The following is a 17,028-nucleotide window of genomic DNA, read 5'->3' on the forward strand; positions in this document are numbered from 1 at the left end:
CGCCGTGATCGGCCCGTCGGGCCCCGGTCAGGCCACCACGACAGGATGCCGCACCACGGCGTCGAAGAAGTAGCCGTTGTCGTTGTAGGCCGCGACGTCGGGCTGGGTGCGCCCGTGCCGGTCGGTGGCCCGCGCGAGCAGCTCGTGGCGGCCGGGCCGGGGCCGGTGCCAGCGCACCGACCACGTCGTCCAGCCCAGACCCTCGCGCTCCCCCAGCTCGGCGGCGCGCCAGCTCGCCCCGCCGTCGAGGCTCACCTCGACCGCGCGGATCGGGGCCGCCCCGCTCCACGAGCGACCGGTGAGCGTCACCGGGCGACCGGCCCGCAGCGGCGCCTCCCACGGCAGCTCCCACGCCGACCGCACCGGGTTGACCGTCAGCGGCGGCGAGCCGGGCGGGTGGTCGCCGCCGGTGAGCCGGTACCACGTGGTGTTCCACGGCGAGGTCAGCTCGCTGCGGGAGACCTCCAGCGAGCCCAGCCACTTGATCGAGGCGATGCCGACCCACCCGGGCAGCACCAGCCGCAGCGGGAAGCCGTGGTCGGGCAGCAGCGGCGCGCCGTTCGCGCCCCAGGCGAGCAGCGCGTCGTCGAGCGCCTTGGTGACGGGGAACGGGCGCCGCACCCGGCCGTGGTCGACGCCGCCGGCGACGTACGGCGCGTCCAAGCCGGTCGCCTGCACCGAGACGGCGTCGCGGCGCAGGCCGATCCGGCGCAGCAGGGTGCGCAGCCGCACCCCCTCCCACTCCACGGTGCCGACCGAGCCCAGCCGCCACGCGGTGCCGGACGCCGCGCGGCCCTGCTGGGTCGCGAAGAAGCTGCGCCCGTTGCCGGTGCACTCGTGGACGGCGGTCAGCCGGGTCGTCGGGAGCCGCTTGAGGTCGCGCAGCGAGAAGCGCAGCGGCTCCGCGGCCGAGCGACCGCCGGCCAGGCCGTCGCCGAAGATCCGCAGCTCGTAGCGGTCGCGGTCGAGCACGGGCGTGGCGGTGTGGTTGCGCACGAACAACCGGGACGCCGGGGTGAGGTAGCGCCGCGGGTCGACCGCGTCCCACCGCATCTCCGCGTTGGTGCCGAAGTCGACGAACAGGTCGGGCGGCAGCGCCTTGAGGATCGCGGGGGCGCCGGCGAGGGCGCGCGGCGGCGGGAGGCCGAGGCTCGCCACCGCACCTCCGGCGGCGGCAGTGGTCAGGACGCGTCTGCGGGAGATCCCCGGTCCGAGGTGCGAGATCATTTCAATACTTTAACATGATTGACTAACCTGACTTTGAAGACGCCGGGACTCCGCTGGGACCGGCACCGATCTGTGCGGCGCGACCATGGCGGCCCGGTCGCAGCGGCTGGCACGATGCGGCCATGAGCGAGAGCCGGCTCGGCGTCTGCAACCTGTGCGAGGCGATCTGCGGGCTGCAGGTCACCGTCGACGGTGGCGTGGTCACCGGGATCCGCGGCAACCCCGACGACCCGCTCTCCCGCGGGCACATCTGCCCCAAGGGCGTCGCCCTGGCCGACGTGCACGCCGACCCCGACCGTCTGCGCCGCCCGGTGCGCCGGGTGGGGCGCGGCGCGGCCGCGACCTGGCAGGAGATCGGCTGGGACGAGGCCCTCGACCTCGTGGCCGAGGGGTTGGCGGGCGCCGTCGAGCGCGGGGGTCGCGACGCCGTGGCGGTCTACCTCGGCAACCCCAACGTCCACTCGGTGGGCTTCGCGACCCACGGCACGACGCTGGTGCGGACCCTGCGAACCCGCAACAAGTTCAGCGCGACCTCGGTCGACCAGATGCCCCACCAGCTCGTGGCCTGGCAGCTCTACGGCCACCAGCTGCTGCTGCCGATCCCCGACATCGACCGCACCTCCTGGTTCCTGGTGCTCGGCGCCAACCCGATGGCCTCCAACGGCTCGCTGATGACCGTGCCCGACTTCCCGGCCCGGCTGCGGGCGCTGAGGGAGCGCGGCGGGCGGATGGTCGTGCTCGACCCGCGCCGCACCGAGACCGCCAAGGTGGCCGACGAGCACCACTTCGTGCGGCCCGGCAGCGACGTGCTGGTGCTGCTCGCGATGCTGCACGTGCTGGTCGCCGAGGGCCTGGCTACGCCGCCGTCGTACGTCGACGGGGTGGAGCGGGTCGCGGAGCTGGTCGCGCCGTACACCCCCGAGCTCGCGGCCCGGCACAGCGGCGTGCCGGCCGACGTCGTGCGCCGGCTCACCCGCGAGCTCGCCGCGGCCGACGGGGCTGCGGTCTACGGGCGGATGGGCCTGTCGACCCAGGGCTTCGGCACCCTGTGCCAGTGGGCGGTGCAGCTGCTCAACGTGCTCACCGGCAACCTCGACCGCGAGGGCGGCACCCTGCTCACCGAGCCGGCCGCCGACACGGTGGGGCTGCGCGCGGTCGGGCCCGGGCACTTCGGGGCCTGGCACAGCCGGGTGCGGGGACTGCCCGAGTTCGCCGGCGAGCTGCCGGTCGCGGCGCTGCGCGAGGAGATCGAGACCCCCGGCGAGGGCCAGGTGCGGGCCCTGCTGACCGTCGCCGGCAACCCGGTGCTCTCCACGCCGGACGGCCGGGCGCTCGGCGAGGCGCTCGAGGGCCTGGAGTTCATGGCTGCGATCGACATCTACCTCAACGAGACCACCCGGCACGCCGACGTCGTGCTGCCCACCACCACCGCCCTCGAGCGCGACCACTACGACCTGGTCTTCCACGCGCTGGCGGTGCGCAACACCGCACGCTGGACCCCCGCCGTGCTGGCCGCCGCGGAGGACGCGCGCCACGACTGGCAGGTCTACGCCGAGCTCGCGGTGCGGCTGCAGGAGCGGTTCGGGGTCGAGCCCCGCCGCGACCTGCTCACCTATCCCCCGCGCCAGGCCGTCTCGGACCTGCTCGACGCCACCGGCCGCACCAGCCTGGCCGAGCTGGAGGCGCACCCCGAGGGGGTCGACCTCGGTCCGCTGCGCCCGACCCTGCCCGGCCGGCTGCAGACCGACGACGGGCGGATCGACCTGGCGCCGGCGCTCGTCACCGACGACCTCGAGCGGGTGCGGGCGACGTTCACCGAGGCGCCCGCGGCGCCCGGCGACGGCCAGCTGCTGCTGGTCGGCCGCCGTCACCAGCGCGACTGCAACTCCTGGCTGCACAACACCACCCGGCTCACCCGCGGGCGGCCCCGCCACCACCTGCTGATGCACCCCGACGACCTGGCCGCCCGCGGCCTGGCCGACGGCGCCCGGGTGGTCGTGACCTCGCGGGTCGGCACGGTCGAGACCGAGGTGGCCGCGGTCGACGACATGATGCCGGGCGTGGTCTCGCTCCCCCACGGCTACGGCCACCAGGTGCCCGGCACCCGGCTCGGCATCGCCACGGCGGTGGTCGGGGCGTCGGTCAACGACCTCACCGACCCCGACCGGCTCGACGTGAGCGGCAACGCCGCCCTCAACGGCCTCCCGGTGACCGTGAGGGCGGCGTCGCCCGCCTGAGCAGCCCGCCCGAGCGGCCCGCCTGATCCGCGGGGTCAGGCGTACGCCGGCTCCCCCGCCTGGTCGCCGGCCGGGCGCCGTGCCCGACGCGGCCGGCTGGGCCACCAGGCCCGCTCGCCCAGCAGCACCAACGCCGCCGGGAGCATCACCAGCCGGACCAGGGTCGCGTCGAGCAGGATCGCCGCGGCCAGCCCGACGCCCATCATCTTCATCTCCAGCATCGACAGCGTCGCGAAGATCGCGAACACCGAGACCATCACCGCGGCCGCGCTGGTGACCACGCCGGCGGTGTCGGCGACCCCGCGCCGCACCGCCACGTGGGTGGGCAGGCCGGCCTCGACGTGCTCGCGGATCCGGCTCACCACGAACACGTGGTAGTCCATCGACAGCCCGACCAGCACGACGAGCACGAACAGCGGGATCCAGTCGATGACGAAGCCGGGAGTGGTGAAGTCGAGCAGGTCGGCGCCCCAGCCGTGCTGGAAGACCAGCGCGAGGAACCCGAACGAGACGCCCACCGAGGCGAGGTTGAGCGCGGTCGAGAGCGCGGCCACCACGACGCTGCGGAAGGTCGCCAGCATCATCAGGAAGGTGAGCAGCAGCACGAAGCCGATGACCAGCGGCAGCCGGTTCGACTGGTGGTCGGCGGTGTCGAGGCTCTCGGCCGCCCCGCCCCCGACCACGGCCTCGGCGCCGAGGCCGCCGAGGGCCGCGGGCACCAGGTCGGACCTCAGGTCGCGCAGCGCCTCGTCGACCCGCTCGTCGGACTCGTCGAAGGGCATGCCGATGCGCAGCACGGTGGTGCGGCCGTCGGCCGACGACTCGGGCGCCTCGCCCTCCTCGACGAAGTCCCCGGTGGCGCCCGCCTCGGTGCGGAGCCGCTCGAGCCCGGCGACGACGCGCTCGCGGTCGGCGGCGTCGGCGTGCACGACGACCGTCGCGCTGGCCCCCTCCACCGGGAACGCCGCGGTGAGATCGCGCATGGTCACCACCTCGGGGATGCTGTCCGGCAGCGTGTCGAGATTGGCCGCGTGGATCCGCAGGCCCAGGGCAGGGGCCGCGAGCGCACCCACGACGACGCCCGAGACCAGCAGCGCGACGCCGGGGCGGCGCACGACCGGGCCCAGGATCCGCCGGCTCAGGCCCCCGCGGCCGATGCGCGCGTTGAGCCGCCAGAGCAGCGGCACCCGCGGTCGGTCGACCCGGCGTCCGAGCTTGACCAGCAGCGCGGGCAGCACGGTGATCGAGCCCAGCACCGCGACGCCGACCACGAGGATCGACCCGACCGCCAGCGAGTTGAACGTCGCGCCGCCCACCACGAACAGCCCGGTCATCGAGGCGATCACCGCGCCACCGGAGACCAGGATCGAGTGGCCCGAGGTCCGCGCGGCGATCTCGACGGCGTCGAGGGTGGTGCGTCCGGCGGCGCGCTCCTCGCGCTCGCGCTTGAGGTAGAACAGTGAGTAGTCGACGCCGACGGCCATGCCGATGAGCACGATCATGCTGGTGACGGTCGACTCCGCCGGCACCAGGTGCGAGAGCGGCGCCATCACCCCGATCGTCGCCGCGACGCTGCTCGCGGCGAGCAGCACCGGCAGGCCGGCGGCCACCAGGGCGCCGAACGCGACGAGCATCAGCACCAGGGTGATCGGCAGGCTGATCCCCTCGGCTGCCTTGAGGTCGTCGCCGACCTGCTGGTCGATGCCCTCGTCGAGGGAGACGTCGCCGGTCTGCCGTACCTGCAGCCCCGGGTGGTCCTCGGCCACCTGCCGGGTGACAGCCTGGATCGGCGCGACGTCGACGTCGTCGCGGGCCAGCTGCACGGCCACCAGCAGGGCGCTGCGGTCGGGGCTCCACTGCGGGTCGGCGACGTCGTCGACGCCGGGCAGCGAGGCGACCCCCGCGCGGACCTGCTCGGCCGCCGCCGTCGCCTCGGCCTGGTCGAGGTCGCCGTCCGCGTCGGTGACCAGCACGTGCTCGGTGTCGGGCCGGTCGAGGCCGGCCTCGGCCACCAGCTGGTCGGCGCGGCCCGACTCCCCGAGCCGGTAGTCGGCGTCGGTGGTCTCGACGGTCGGCACGACCATCGCCAGGCCCAGCGCGACGAGCACCAGGCCCAGCCAGGCCAGGATCGCGCGCCAGGGGTGCAGGGCGCTCCACCGGGCAGCGCGCAGCGGCACCGCGGTGAGCGGGTTGGTGACCGTCATGGTCGTCTCCTCGTCTCGGCCCGGGCCCAGGCGCCCGGGGGTGCTCCCAGCCAACCGAGCGCGGCGCTGCAGGTCAGGGGCGCACGGACCACACCCGCGGTGGTGCCAGCACCACTGCCTGGCGTCGGGTTCCTCGGCGAGGATGGGGCCATGAGCGCTCCCGACGTCCCCGGCGCCGCCCCGGCGCGCCCCGGGCGGTGGACGCTGACCGCCTACGCCGCGTGGCAGTTCGTCCTCGCGCTCGGGCTGCTGGTGCTGTGGGTGCTGTGGGTCCTCGGCGCCGTGCTGCTGGTGGTGTGGGTCGGCGCGCTGCTGCTGGCGGTGGCGGTGCCGGGCGTGCGCGCGATCGCCACCGAGCACCGGCGGATGGCCGCCCGGGTGCTCGGCCTGCCCGAGCCGCGGCCCTACCTGCCGCTGCCGGCCGGCAACCCGATGGGGGCGCTGTGGGTGGTGATGCGCGACCCGATGACCTGGCGCGACCTGGCCTGGTCGGTGTGGGCGTTCACCCTCGGGCTGGTGTGGTCGTTGCTGTGCCTGGTGCAGGCGCTGGGCGTGGTGACCTGGCCGCTGTGGTGGTGGGGGCTGCGGTGGCAGCTGCGGTGGCGATCGCTGGTCGACCTGTGGTTCCTGGGCCGCTCGCGCACCGAGCACCTCGAGCAGCGGGTCCAGGCGCTCACCGAGAGCCGCGCCGACGTCGTCGACCACTCCGCGGCCGAGCTGCGGCGCCTCGAGCGCGACCTCCACGACGGCGCCCAGGCCCGCCTGGTGGCGCTGTCGATGAGCCTCGGCCTGGCCGACCAGGCGTTCGACGACGACCCGGAGCGGGCCCGGCGGCTCGTCAACGACGCCCGCGAGACGACGTCGGCGGCGATCGGCGACCTGCGCTCGGTGGTCCGCGGCATCCACCCGCCGGTGCTGGCGGACCGCGGCCTGGTGGGCGCCGTGCAGGCGCTGGCCCTCGACATGGCGCTGCCGGTGCGGGTCAACGCGGCGCTGCCCGGCCGACCGCCGGCGCCGGTCGAGTCGGCGCTCTACTTCGCCGTCGCGGAGTGCCTGGCCAACGTCGGCAAGCACGCCGCCGCCACCGAGGCGTGGATCGAGCTCGGCTGGGACGACGGCCGCCTGCACGCCCGGGTCGGCGACGACGGGCGCGGCGGTGCCGATCCCGCGGCCGGGAGCGGCATGCTGGGGGTCCGTCGCCGGCTCGCCGCGTTCGACGGCAGGATGTCGGTGTCGAGCCCGGCAGGCGGGCCGACCGTGGTCACGCTGGAGGTGCCGTGCGAGTTGTCCTCGCCGAGGACCACGCCCTCCTCCGCGCCGGAATGACCCAGCTCCTCGAGGCCAACGGCTTCACGGTCCTGCACGCCGCCGACGACGAGGCGTCGCTGGCCACGGCCCTGGCCGACCCGGCGGCCGAGGCGGCCGTGCTCGACGTACGCCTGCCCCCGGGTCAGACCGACGAGGGCCTGCGCGCCGCGATCGAGGTGCGCCGGGCCCGACCCGGCTTCCCGGTGATGGTGATCTCGCAGTACGTCGAGCACCTCTACGCCCGCGAGCTGCTGGCCAGTGGCGAGGGGGCCGTGGGCTACCTGCTCAAGGACCGGGTCTCCGACGTCGCCGAGTTCGTCGACGGCGTGCGCCGGGTGGCCGCCGGCGGCACCGTGCTCGACCCCGAGGTGGTCGCCTCGATCATGGCCAGCCGCCGTGAGGAGCCGCTCGACCGGCTCACCCCCCGCGAGCGCGAGGTGCTGGCGCTGATGGCCGAGGGCCGCTCCAACGCCGCCATCGCCGCGCGCCTGGTGGTCACCGAGAAGGCGGTCGCCAAGCACATCAACAGCATCTTCGCCAAGCTCGACCTCGGCCTCGCCGACGACGACCATCGCCGGGTCCGCGCCGTGCTCACCTGGCTCCGGGTCTGATCCTCCCCGCCGCGCCCCTGCCCCGGGAGCGGTGCCCCAGGAGCGGTGCCCCGGGAGCGGCGCGCACGCTTGTAACGCGCAGTTATCAGGACTGGTGCGTCGCCACAAGGGCGCGCCAGCCGGGATAAACGGGCGTTACAAGCGCTCTCAGCCGGCCAGCGCGACCCGGACGGCGTCGCGGGCGGCCATCGGGTCGGAGGCGGCCAGAGCGGCGTCGGCGGCGGCCCGGCACGCCTCGTCGGTGACGGTGCCGAGCTGGGCGCCGACCGCGCGCACGGCGGCCGCGGCCATCGACAGCGACCCGATCCCCAGCCCCACCAGCACGCAGGCGAGCAGCGGGTCGGCGGCGGCCTCGCCGCACACCCCGACCGGCTTGCCGGCCGCCCGCCCCGCGCGAGCGGTCATCGCGACCAGGTGGAGCACCGCCGGCTGCCACGGGTCGGTGAGGTGGGCGAGGTCGGTGGCCATCCGGTCGGCGGCCATCGTGTACTGGGTCAGGTCGTTGGTACCGATCGAGAGGAAGTCGACGACCTCCAGCACCCGCTCGGCCAGCAGCGCCGACGACGGCACCTCCACCATCACCCCCGCCTTGAGCCCGCGCTCCCGCACCGCCTCGGCGAACGACGCCGCCTCCGCCACCGTGGCGACCATCGGCGCCATCACCCAGGTCTCGGTGCCGGTCTCGGCGGCGGCCGCGGCCACCGCGTCGAGCTGGCGCTCGAGCAGCCCGGGGTTGTCGAAGGAGAGGCGCAGTCCACGGACGCCGAGCGCGGGGTTCTCCTCGCCCTCGTGGGTCGCGAAGGTGATCGGCTTGTCGGAGCCGGCGTCGAGGGTGCGCACGACGACGTAGCGACCGGCGAAGGGACGCAGCACGTCGGCGTAGATCGCCGCCTGCTCGTCCACGCCGGGTTCCTCGGTGCGGTTGAGGAAGCACAGCTCGGTGCGGAACAGTCCCACCCCCTCCACCGGGGCGTCGGCCGACGAGGCCGCGGACGGCCCGTCGGCGACGTTGGCCAGCAGCTTCACCGAGGTGCCGTCGGCGGTGGCGCCGGTGCCGGTCCACGAGGCCTGCGCCTCGCGGGCGGCGCGGTCGGCGGCGACCGCCGCCTCGGCGCGCTCGGGGTCGGGGTCGAGCTCGACGGTGCCGGCGACGCCGTCGACCAGCAGCGGGGTCCCGTCGCCCACGTCGAGGACGCCGGCGGTGCCCACCACGCACGGGATCGCGAGCTGGCGGGCGATGATCGCGGTGTGACTGGTCGGCCCGCCCTTCTCGGTGACCAGGGCCACCACCAGCGCCGGGTCGAGCCCGGCGGTGTCGGCGGGCGCCAGGTCCTCGGCGACCAGCACCGACGGCGCCACCGGTGCCGGCGCGCCGGGCTCGGGCACCCCGACGATGCGGGCGACCAGCCGGCGCTCGATGTCGCGCAGGTCGGTGGCCCGCTCGGCCATCAGCCCGCCCATGCCGGTGAAGATCGAGACGAACTGGTCCACCGCGGCGTGCACGGCCGCGAGCAGGTCACCGTCGCTGCGCACCGCCTTCGCCACCGCTCCCCTCAGCCCCTTGTCGCGGGCCAGGCCGGCGCTCGCCGTCAGCACCTCGGCCGCGGCCCCGTGGGCCACGCCGGCCTTGGCCTCGAAGCCGCCGGCGACCTGGTCGACCGCGGCGTCGTAGGCGGCCAGGGCGGCGTCGCCATCGGCGAAGTCGCCGGTGCCGAAGCGGGCAACGGCGTCGGAGTCGACACCTGCGCGGGCCACCAGCGCCGGCGCGTGCGCCAGACCGGGGACGACGGGGGTGCCGCGGAGCGTGGTGGCTACGGTGACCATGCTCACAGTAAAGGGGCGGCGGTCCTTGACAGTCAACACATTCGGGCGTAAAACCACAGATACGAAGATGGGAGACGTCGGGTGACGATGTACGCCGAGGAGCGGCAGCAGGCCATGGCCCAGCTGGTCGCCGAGCGGGGCCGGCTGTCGGTCAACGAGCTGGCCGAGCGCTACGACGTCACCACCGAGACTGTACGCCGCGACCTGTCCACGCTGGAGCGGATCGGGCTGGTCCGGCGCGTGCACGGCGGCGCGGTGCCGGCCAGCACCCTGGCCGTCATCGAGTCCGGTCTGGTCGAGCGCGACGCCGCCAACACCACCCAGAAGGAGCGGATCGCCCGCGCCGCCCTCGACCTCCTGCCGGCCCCCGGCTCGACGGTGCTGATGGACGCCGGCTCGACCACCTCGCGGCTGGTCAGCCTGCTCCCCCGCGACCACGCGCTCGTCGTCCACACCCACTCGGTGCCGATCGCCGCCCGGCTGACCGGCAACCCCCAGGTCGAGCTGCACCTGCTGCCGGGCCGGGTGCGCGACACCACCCAGGCCGCGGTGGGCGCCGACACCGTCGCGGCGGTGCGCGAGATCCGCGCCGACGTGGTCTTCCTCGGCACCAACGGCATCACCGCCGGGCACGGCCTCTCCACCCCCGACCGCGACGAGGCGGCCACCAAGCGGGCGATGGTCGCCAGCGCGCGGCAGGTCGTCGTGCTCGCCGACGCCAGCAAGGTCGGGAAGGAGCTCGCGATCCGGTTCGCCTCCCTCGACGACGTCGACGTGGTCGTCACCGACGACGGCCTCGACCCCCGCGACCGAGCCCAGCTCGCGGCCGCCGGCGTGGACGTCGTGGTCGCATGATCGTCACGCTCACGCCCAACCCCAGCCACGACCGCACGGTCGCGCTCACCTCGGCCCTCGAGCGCGGCGCCGTGCAGCGGGTGGCCTCGATGACCTCCCAGGCCGGCGGCAAGGGCGTGAACATCTCGCGGGCGGCGGTCAAGGCCGGGCTGCCCACCGTGGCGGTGCTGCCGGCCGACCCCGACGACCCCTTCGTCCACGACCTGCTCGCGGCGGGCATCGACTGCCGCCCGGCACGCACCACGGGCGCGGTGCGGGTCAACGTCACGATCAGCGAGCCCGACGGCACGACCACGAAGCTCAACAGCCCCGGCCCGGCCGCCACCCCCGACCTGCTGCGGGCGCTGCTGGAGACGCTGCGCGACCACGCCCGGACGGCCGACTGGGTGGTGCTGGCCGGCTCGCTGCCGCCCGCCGCCCCCGACGAGTGGTACGCCGACCTGGTCGCCGCCCTGCGCGACACCCCGGCCCGGATCGCGGTCGACACCAGCGAGGGCCCGCTGCGCGCCCTGGTCGACCGGCTGCCGGCAGTGGCGCCGCACCTGATGAAGCCCAACGGCGAGGAGCTGGCGTCGTTCACCGGGGGCGACGCCGACGAGCTCGAGGCCGACCCCGCGGCCGCCGCCCGGGCGGCCCGCGCCCTGGTCGAGCGGGGCGTCGAGGCGGTGCTGGCCACCCTCGGCGCCCGCGGCGCGGTGCTGGTGACCGCCGACGGCGCCTGGCACGCCGCTCCCCCGCCGACCACCGTGGTCAGCACGGTGGGCGCCGGCGACTCGAGCCTCTTCGGCTATTTGCTCGGCACCCACCGCGGCCACCCGGCACCGGAGTGCCTGGCGCTGGCGGTCGCCTACGGCAGCGCCGCGGCCGGTCTGCCCGGCACCACGATCCCGCTGCCCACCCAGGTCCGCCCCGACCTGGTCGTCACCCGCGAGCTCACGTCCCCGTCCACCGCCTGACCCCGAGGAGAACCATGCCCACCAGGTCCGTCGTCGTCGGCTCCGCCGTCGGCCTCCACGCCCGCCCCGCCGCGATCATCTCCGAGAAGGCGGCCGAGCTCGGCTCCGAGGTGCTCATCGGCATCCCCGGCGGCGACCCGGTCGACGCCAGCTCGGCCCTGCTGATCATGACCCTCGGCGCCGGCAAGGACGACACCGTCGAGGTCTCCGGCGACGACGAGGCGGCCGTCGACGCGATCGCCGCGCTGGTCGAGCAGGACCTCGACGCCTGACCCACCGGGATAGTCCCTGCGTCAGGCCATCTCGCCCCGACCCGGGCCGGGGTCGGGCGGGCGTACGGCGGCGTCGCGGCGGCGGCAGAGCTCGCGGTAGACCACGCGGGCCCCGACGGCGCGGCGCAGCTCGCGCATGATCACGGTGAAGAACTCGCGCCGGTAGGTGTCGTCGGTGATCGCGGTGACGGTGAAGTAGAGGCCCGCGAAGCCGGCGAGGAACGTCGACACCCGGATCAGCTCGACGCTGACCAGCTCGGGGCCGGGCAGGTGGTGCGGGATCGCGGTGCCGTCGGCAGCCTCGGTGCCGAGCCAGCTCTGGATGACGTCCTCCTGGATCGCCACCGCGCCGAAGACCACGAAGAACAGGAAGACGGCGACGGCGAGCAGGAACACCTGCACCAGCTGGGCGACGAGCAGCACGATCACCAGGTTGACCATCTGGAGGCCGCCGACCTGGGCCTCCTCCGGCAGGTCGATGTCGTCGGTGGCGACCAGCTCGACCGCCGCCTGCTCCAGCGGCGTGCCGGCGGCCGTGGTCACCAGGTCGCCCTCGTGGATGTGGTCGTCGAAGTCGTCGAGCTCCTGGCGCAGCCGCGGCACCAGGAAGCCCACCGCGGCCAGCGCGAAGAACAGGATGGCGGTCCACAGCACGCCGCCCTCGAGCGACGAGGCGACCTGCCACACCTCGGTGTTGATGAACAGGAACGTGATGAAGAGCAGCAGCATCGGCAGGGCACGGGTCGCCAGCGGCACCAGCAGCCCCAGGCTGCGGAACGCCCGCCGCACCGCCCAGCCCGCGATCACCGCCGCGCGCAGCGCGCGCAGGGCGTAGAGCAGCAGCCAGCCGATCAGCACGCTGGCCCCCACCGCCACGCCGGCCGCGGCGTCGAGCAGCAGCCCGGCAGCCACGCCGGTGGTCGCGCCGAGCACCGCACCGATCACCGCCACGCCCACCACCCGGCCGCGGGAGAGGCGGGCCAGCACGTCGTTGCGGACGTCGTCGACGAAGTACGGCAGCCCGTGCCGCAGGAACCAGGACTCGGCCGCCTCGATGGGCGTCTGCGGCACGGACCGCTCAGCCACCGAGCAGCTCCCGCGCGCGGTCGACGTCGGCGCCCATCTGCTCCACCAGCGCCTCGACGGAGTCGAAGGCCACCATGCCGCGCAGCCGCTCGACGAACGACACCTCCACCTCGACGCCGTAGAGCTCGAGGTCGGTGCGGTCGAGCACGTAGCTCTCGACCCGGCGCTCGCGCACGCCGTCGAAGGTCGGGTTGGTGCCCACGCTGATCGCGGCGGGGAAGGTCTCGCCGGTGTCGCGGCGGCGCAGCCACCCGGCGTACACGCCGTCGGGGGGTACGGCGGTCAGCCCGTCGGTCGGCACGTTGGCGGTGGGGTAGCCCAGCTCGCGGCCGCGCTGGTCGCCCTGCACGACGACGCCGCGCACGCTGTAGGGCCGGCCGAGCGCCTCGGCGGCCCCGGCGACGTCGCCGGCGGCCAGGCAGGTGCGGACGTAGGTCGACGACCAGACCATCGGACCGCCGTCGAGCGGGATCCCCTCGGCGGTGAAGTCGTGGCCGGCGCCGAAGGCGGCCAGCGTGGCGACGTCGCCGGCCGCGCGGCTGCCGTAGCGGAAGTTGGCCCCCACCACGACCGCGGCGGCGTGCACGGTGTCGACCAGCACCCGCTGCGCGAACTCGTCGGGCGACCAGTCGGCCATGGCGCGGTCGAAGGGCAGCGCCAGCACGTGGTCGGCGCCGGCGTCGGCCAGCAGCTCGGCGCGCACCGGCAGCGAGGTCAGCTGGGTCGGGGCGTGCTCGGGGCGCAGCACCGCCATCGGGTGCGGGTCGAAGGTCACCACGACGACCGCCACGCCGAGGCCGTCGGCGATCTCGCGGGCCCGGCCCAGCACCCTGCGGTGGCCGAGGTGGACGCCGTCGAAGTTGCCGACCACGGCCACCGTGCGGCCGAGGTCGGCCGGGACCTCCGCCAGGGAGCGCCAGATGTGCACGAGCCGACTCTAGTGCGGGCTCAGACGAAGACGGCGGTGGGTCGGGCCCGTCCGCCGTCCGGCTCGTAGAGCGCGAGGAACTCGCCGTCCGGTGCGAACACCGCGCTCAGCCGCTGCAGCGGCAGCTCGAGCCGCCGGCCGAACCGGACGTCGGCCGCCGCCCCCTCGTCGAGCTCCACCACCGGGAACGCCGCCCGGGCGGCCGCCGCGATCGGCAGCAGTGCGAACGACTCCTCCAGCTGCTCGAGGGTGTGCGCGACGCCGAGGTCGTAGGGGCCGACGGCGGTGCGGCGCAGCGCGGTGAGGTGACCTCCCACACCGAGGGCGGCTCCGACGTCGCGCGCGATGGCCCGCACGTAGGTGCCGCTGGAGCAGCGCAGCGAGACGTCGACGTCGAGGTGGTCGCCGGCGGGCCTGACGCCGGTGACGTCGAGGGCGTGCACGGTCACCGGGCGTGCGGCGAGCTCGACCTCCTCGCCGTCGCGCACCCGGGCGTAGGCCCGCCGGCCGTCGACCTTGATCGCCGAGACCGCGCTGGGCACCTGCTCGAGGTCGCCGACCTGGGTGGCGAACGCCGCCCGCACCCGCTCCTCGTCGAGGTGCCCGGCCGGCGTGGTCGCGGTGGTCTCGCCCTCGGCGTCGTCGGTGGTCGTCGCCTCGCCGAGGCGCACCGTGGCGTCGTAGGTCTTCTCGGTGAGCATCAGGTGCCCGAGCAGCCGGGTGGCGCGGTTGAGCCCGAGCACCAGCACGCCGGTGGCCATCGGGTCCAGGGTGCCGGCGTGGCCGACCTTGCGGGTGCCGGCCAGCCGGCGCACCCGCGAGACCACGCCGTGGGAGCTGAGCCCCCCGGGCTTGTCGACGACGACCAGCCCGGCCTCAGTCGTCATCGAGGCCGGCGGCGTCCTCGGCGGGGTCGTCGTCGGCGTCCTCGTCGGTGTCGTCGGCGTCCTCGTCGTCGGCGGCGCGGGGCTTGCGGTACGGGTCCGGCTCGCCGGCGTACGCCGTGCCGCGCAGGGCCGCGACCGCCTCGTCCTGGGCCTTGGCGCGGGCCAGCACCTCGTCGAGCGCGCGGGCCTCCTCGGGCAGCGCGTCGTGGACGAACTCCAGCGTGGGCGCGGTGCGCATGCCGAGCTGCTTGGCGACCTCGGAGCGGAGCAGCCCGCGGGCCGACTCCAGCGCCGCGGCGGTGCCGGCCATCTCGTCCTCGCCGCCGAGCACGGTGTAGAAGACCGTCGCGTGCTGGCTGTCGCCCGTCACCCGGACGTCGGTCACGGTGACGAAGCCCAGCCGGGGGTCCTTGATGCGGCGCTCGAGCACCTCGGCGACGATGACCTGGATCCGGTCCGCGATCTTGCGGACGCGCGGGTTGCTCATGGTTCCCTTCCTACTCCTGTGCGGTGCGCGACAACAGCCGAGTCGGCGCAGATGTCGCCATCTGCGCCGACTCGTGGTGCGAGGTGCCGGCCGGGGCCGGCGGGTGGTGCGTCAGGAGCGCGGGATCTCGCGCATCTCGAAGGCCTCCACGACGTCGCCTTCCTTGATGTCCTGGAAGTTGCGCAGCACCAGACCGCACTCGAAGCCCTCGCGGACCTCGGACGCGTCGTCCTTCTCCCGCTTGAGCGAGGAGAGGTCGAGGTTGTCGGCCACCACGGCGCCGTCGCGGATGACCCGCACCTTGGCGTTGCGGCGGATGACCCCGCTGGTGACCATGCAGCCCGCGATGTTGCCGATCTTGGACGAGCGGAAGATCGCGCGGATCTCGGCCTGGCCCAGGGTCGACTCCTCGTAGACGGGCTTGAGCATGCCCTTGAGCGCCGCCTCGATCTCCTCGATCGCCTGGTAGATGACCGAGTAGTAGCGGATCTCCACGCCCTCCTTGTCGGCCATCTCGGTCGCCTTGCCCTGCGGGCGGACGTTGAAGCCGATGATGATGGCGTCGGAGGCGGCGGCCAGGTCGACGTTGGTCTCGGTGATCGCACCGACACCCCGGTCGATGACCCGGAGGTTGACCTCGTCGCCGACGTCGATCCCGAGCAGCGCGTCCTCGAGCGCCTCGACCGAGCCGGACACGTCGCCCTTGAGGATCAGGTTGAGCTCCTGGCTCTCGCCCTTCTCCATGGAGGCCATGAAGTCCTCGAGGGTGCGGCGCACGCGCCGCTTGGCCTGCATGGCCGCCCGCTCGCGGGCCTCGCGCTTCTCGGCGATCTGGCGGGCCATCCGGTCGTCCTCGACCACGATGAAGTTCTGACCCGCACCGGGCACGGCGCTCAGGCCGAGCACCAGGGCCGGCCGCGACGGGTCGGCCTCCTGGATCTCCTCGAAGTGCTCGTCGAGCATCGCCCGCACCCGGCCGTGGGCCGGACCGGCGACGATCGAGTCGCCGACGCGGAGCGTGCCGCGCTGCACCAGCACCGTGGCCACCGGGCCGCGACCCCGGTCGAGGTGCGCCTCGACCACGAGGCCCTGCGCGTCCTGGCGGGGGTTGGCCCGCAGGTCGAGCGAGGCGTCGGCGGTGAGGACGACGGCCTCGAGCAGCCGGTCGAGGTTGAGCTCGGACTTGGCCGAGACGTCGACGAACATCGAGTCGCCGCCGTACTCCTCGGGCACCAGGCCGTACTCGGTCAGCTGGCCGCGGACCTTGGTCGGGTCGGCCTCCGGCTTGTCGATCTTGTTGACCGCGACCACGATCGGGACGCCGGCGGCCTTGGCGTGGTTGAGCGCCTCGACCGTCTGCGGCATCACGCCGTCGTCGGCCGCCACCACGAGGATCGCGATGTCGGTCGCCTGGGCACCACGCGCACGCATGGCGGTGAACGCCTCGTGACCCGGGGTGTCGATGAAGGTGATCCGGCGCTCGGTGCCGTCGACCTCGGCCGCGACCTGGTAGGCACCGATGTGCTGGGTGATGCCACCGGCCTCCTTGTCGACGACGTTGGCGTTGCGCAGCGCGTCGAGGAGCTTGGTCTTGCCGTGGTCGACGTGACCCATGACCGTGACCACCGGGGGCCGGATGGCCAGGTCGGACTCGTCGCCCTCGTCCTCGCCGAACTCGAGGTCGAACGACTCGAGCAGCTCGCGGTCCTCGTCCTCGGGCGAGACGACCTGGACGACGTAGTTGAGCTCCTCGCCGAGCAGCTCCAGGGTGGCGTCGTTGACGGACTCGGTCGCGGTCACCATCTCGCCGAGGCTGAACAGCATCTGCACCAGCGAGGCGGCGTCGACGCCGATCCGCTCGGCGAAGTCGGTCAGGCTCGCGCCGCGCGGGAGGCGGACGGTCTCGCCGTTGCCCTTGCGGACGCGCACGCCGCCGATCGTCGGGGCCTCCATGGCCTCGAACTCCTGGCGACGGGCCCGCTTGGACTTGCGGCCGCGCCGCGACGGGCCGCCGGGGCGACCGAAGGCGCCCTGGGTGGTGCCGCGCTGGCCGGGACGACCGCGGCCGGCGGGGCCGAAGCCACCGCCACCGGGGCCACCACGGCCCGGGGCACCGGCACCGGGGCCGCCGCGACCGGGCGCGCCG

Annotated in this window: 14 protein-coding genes; 6 read left to right on the forward strand and 8 right to left on the reverse strand. The window is 74.7% G+C overall.

The genetic code is table 11. The annotated features are described in order from the left end of the window. Positions 1-27: 27 nt before the first annotated feature. A complete protein-coding gene (locus tag JT721_RS18555; RefSeq protein WP_205474771.1) occupies positions 28-1,227 on the reverse strand; it encodes a molybdopterin-dependent oxidoreductase in 1,200 nt (399 codons plus the stop codon). 122 nt (positions 1,228-1,349) lie between these two features. On the opposite strand from JT721_RS18555, the gene JT721_RS18560 reads away from it, so the two are divergent. Next, positions 1,350-3,464, forward strand: coding sequence for a molybdopterin-dependent oxidoreductase (locus tag JT721_RS18560; RefSeq protein WP_205474772.1), 2,115 nt, complete (start codon positions 1,350-1,352; stop codon positions 3,462-3,464). A 35-nt stretch (positions 3,465-3,499) separates the two neighbouring features. On the opposite strand, the gene JT721_RS18565 is transcribed toward JT721_RS18560, so the two are convergent. Continuing rightward, on the reverse strand, positions 3,500-5,668 hold the full coding sequence (locus JT721_RS18565) for an MMPL family transporter (protein ID WP_240341036.1): 2,169 nt from the start codon (positions 5,666-5,668) through the stop codon (positions 3,500-3,502). Positions 5,669-5,818: 150 nt separating this feature from the next. On the opposite strand from JT721_RS18565, the gene JT721_RS18570 reads away from it, so the two are divergent. Continuing rightward, positions 5,819-6,994: a sensor histidine kinase gene (locus JT721_RS18570; protein WP_205474773.1), complete on the forward strand. Its 1,176-nt coding sequence runs from the start codon at positions 5,819-5,821 to the stop codon at positions 6,992-6,994. Further along, positions 6,946-7,587, forward strand: a complete 642-nt coding sequence (locus JT721_RS18575; RefSeq protein ID WP_205474774.1) for a response regulator transcription factor — start codon at positions 6,946-6,948, stop codon at positions 7,585-7,587. The genes JT721_RS18570 and JT721_RS18575 overlap by 49 nt, the downstream gene beginning before the upstream one ends. Positions 7,588-7,734: 147 nt before the next feature. Here the strand turns inward: JT721_RS18575 and ptsP are convergent, their stop codons facing one another. Beyond that, positions 7,735-9,411, reverse strand: coding sequence for a phosphoenolpyruvate--protein phosphotransferase (ptsP, locus tag JT721_RS18580; protein WP_240341038.1), 1,677 nt, complete (start codon positions 9,409-9,411; stop codon positions 7,735-7,737). A gap of 87 nt (positions 9,412-9,498) precedes the next feature. Between ptsP and JT721_RS18585 the strand changes: the two genes are divergently transcribed. Genes JT721_RS18585 through JT721_RS18595 form a run of 3 tightly spaced genes read left to right on the forward strand, consistent with a single transcriptional unit; the run spans position 9,499 to position 11,494 of the window. After that, entirely contained in the window at positions 9,499-10,266 is a 768-nt protein-coding gene (locus tag JT721_RS18585) for a DeoR/GlpR family DNA-binding transcription regulator (RefSeq protein ID WP_205474802.1), read from the forward strand. Continuing rightward, entirely contained in the window at positions 10,263-11,222 is a 960-nt protein-coding gene (locus tag JT721_RS18590; protein WP_205474776.1) for a 1-phosphofructokinase family hexose kinase, read from the forward strand. The genes JT721_RS18585 and JT721_RS18590 overlap by 4 nt, the downstream gene beginning before the upstream one ends. A gap of 14 nt (positions 11,223-11,236) precedes the next feature. Then, complete coding sequence (locus JT721_RS18595; protein ID WP_205474777.1) at positions 11,237-11,494, forward strand: HPr family phosphocarrier protein; 258 nt, start codon at positions 11,237-11,239, stop codon at positions 11,492-11,494. A 21-nt stretch (positions 11,495-11,515) separates the two neighbouring features. Here the strand turns inward: JT721_RS18595 and JT721_RS18600 are convergent, their stop codons facing one another. The 5 genes from JT721_RS18600 to infB form a co-directional block, all read right to left on the reverse strand. Continuing rightward, positions 11,516-12,580 (reverse strand): hypothetical protein, encoded by a 1,065-nt coding sequence (locus JT721_RS18600; RefSeq protein ID WP_205474779.1) that lies wholly within the window; start codon positions 12,578-12,580, stop codon positions 11,516-11,518. Beyond that, a complete protein-coding gene (locus JT721_RS18605) occupies positions 12,573-13,508 on the reverse strand; it encodes a bifunctional riboflavin kinase/FAD synthetase (protein ID WP_205474781.1) in 936 nt (311 codons plus the stop codon). The genes JT721_RS18600 and JT721_RS18605 overlap by 8 nt, the downstream gene beginning before the upstream one ends. Positions 13,509-13,528: 20 nt before the next feature. Next, positions 13,529-14,395, reverse strand: coding sequence for a tRNA pseudouridine(55) synthase TruB (gene truB / locus JT721_RS18610; protein ID WP_205474783.1), 867 nt, complete (start codon positions 14,393-14,395; stop codon positions 13,529-13,531). Next, positions 14,385-14,882: a 30S ribosome-binding factor RbfA gene (gene rbfA / locus JT721_RS18615; RefSeq protein WP_205474785.1), complete on the reverse strand. Its 498-nt coding sequence runs from the start codon at positions 14,880-14,882 to the stop codon at positions 14,385-14,387. Before rbfA ends, truB begins: the two co-directional genes overlap by 11 nt. A 111-nt stretch (positions 14,883-14,993) precedes the next feature. After that, on the reverse strand, positions 14,994-17,028 hold a 2,035-nt coding region (infB, locus tag JT721_RS18620; RefSeq protein ID WP_205474787.1), incomplete at its 5' end, for a translation initiation factor IF-2.

Origin of the sequence: Nocardioides sp. SYSU D00038 (assembly GCF_016924665.1) — a bacterium.
In the GTDB taxonomy this organism is placed as follows: domain Bacteria; phylum Actinomycetota; class Actinomycetes; order Propionibacteriales; family Nocardioidaceae; genus Nocardioides.

Bases quoted from the DNA above. Each gene is read 5' to 3' on its own strand.
- JT721_RS18555 (WP_205474771.1), bottom strand. From the start codon at position 1,227: ATGATCTCGCACCTCGGACCGGGGATCTCCCGCAGACGCGTCCTGACC.
- JT721_RS18560 (WP_205474772.1), top strand. From the start codon at position 1,350: ATGAGCGAGAGCCGGCTCGGCGTCTGCAACCTGTGCGAGGCGATCTGC.
- JT721_RS18565 (WP_240341036.1), bottom strand. From the start codon at position 5,668: ATGACGGTCACCAACCCGCTCACCGCGGTGCCGCTGCGCGCTGCCCGG.
- JT721_RS18570 (WP_205474773.1), top strand. From the start codon at position 5,819: ATGAGCGCTCCCGACGTCCCCGGCGCCGCCCCGGCGCGCCCCGGGCGG.
- ptsP (WP_240341038.1), bottom strand. From the start codon at position 9,411: ATGGTCACCGTAGCCACCACGCTCCGCGGCACCCCCGTCGTCCCCGGT.
- JT721_RS18585 (WP_205474802.1), top strand. From the start codon at position 9,499: ATGTACGCCGAGGAGCGGCAGCAGGCCATGGCCCAGCTGGTCGCCGAG.
- JT721_RS18590 (WP_205474776.1), top strand. From the start codon at position 10,263: ATGATCGTCACGCTCACGCCCAACCCCAGCCACGACCGCACGGTCGCG.
- JT721_RS18595 (WP_205474777.1), top strand. From the start codon at position 11,237: ATGCCCACCAGGTCCGTCGTCGTCGGCTCCGCCGTCGGCCTCCACGCC.
- truB (WP_205474783.1), bottom strand. From the start codon at position 14,395: ATGACGACTGAGGCCGGGCTGGTCGTCGTCGACAAGCCCGGGGGGCTC.
- rbfA (WP_205474785.1), bottom strand. From the start codon at position 14,882: ATGAGCAACCCGCGCGTCCGCAAGATCGCGGACCGGATCCAGGTCATC.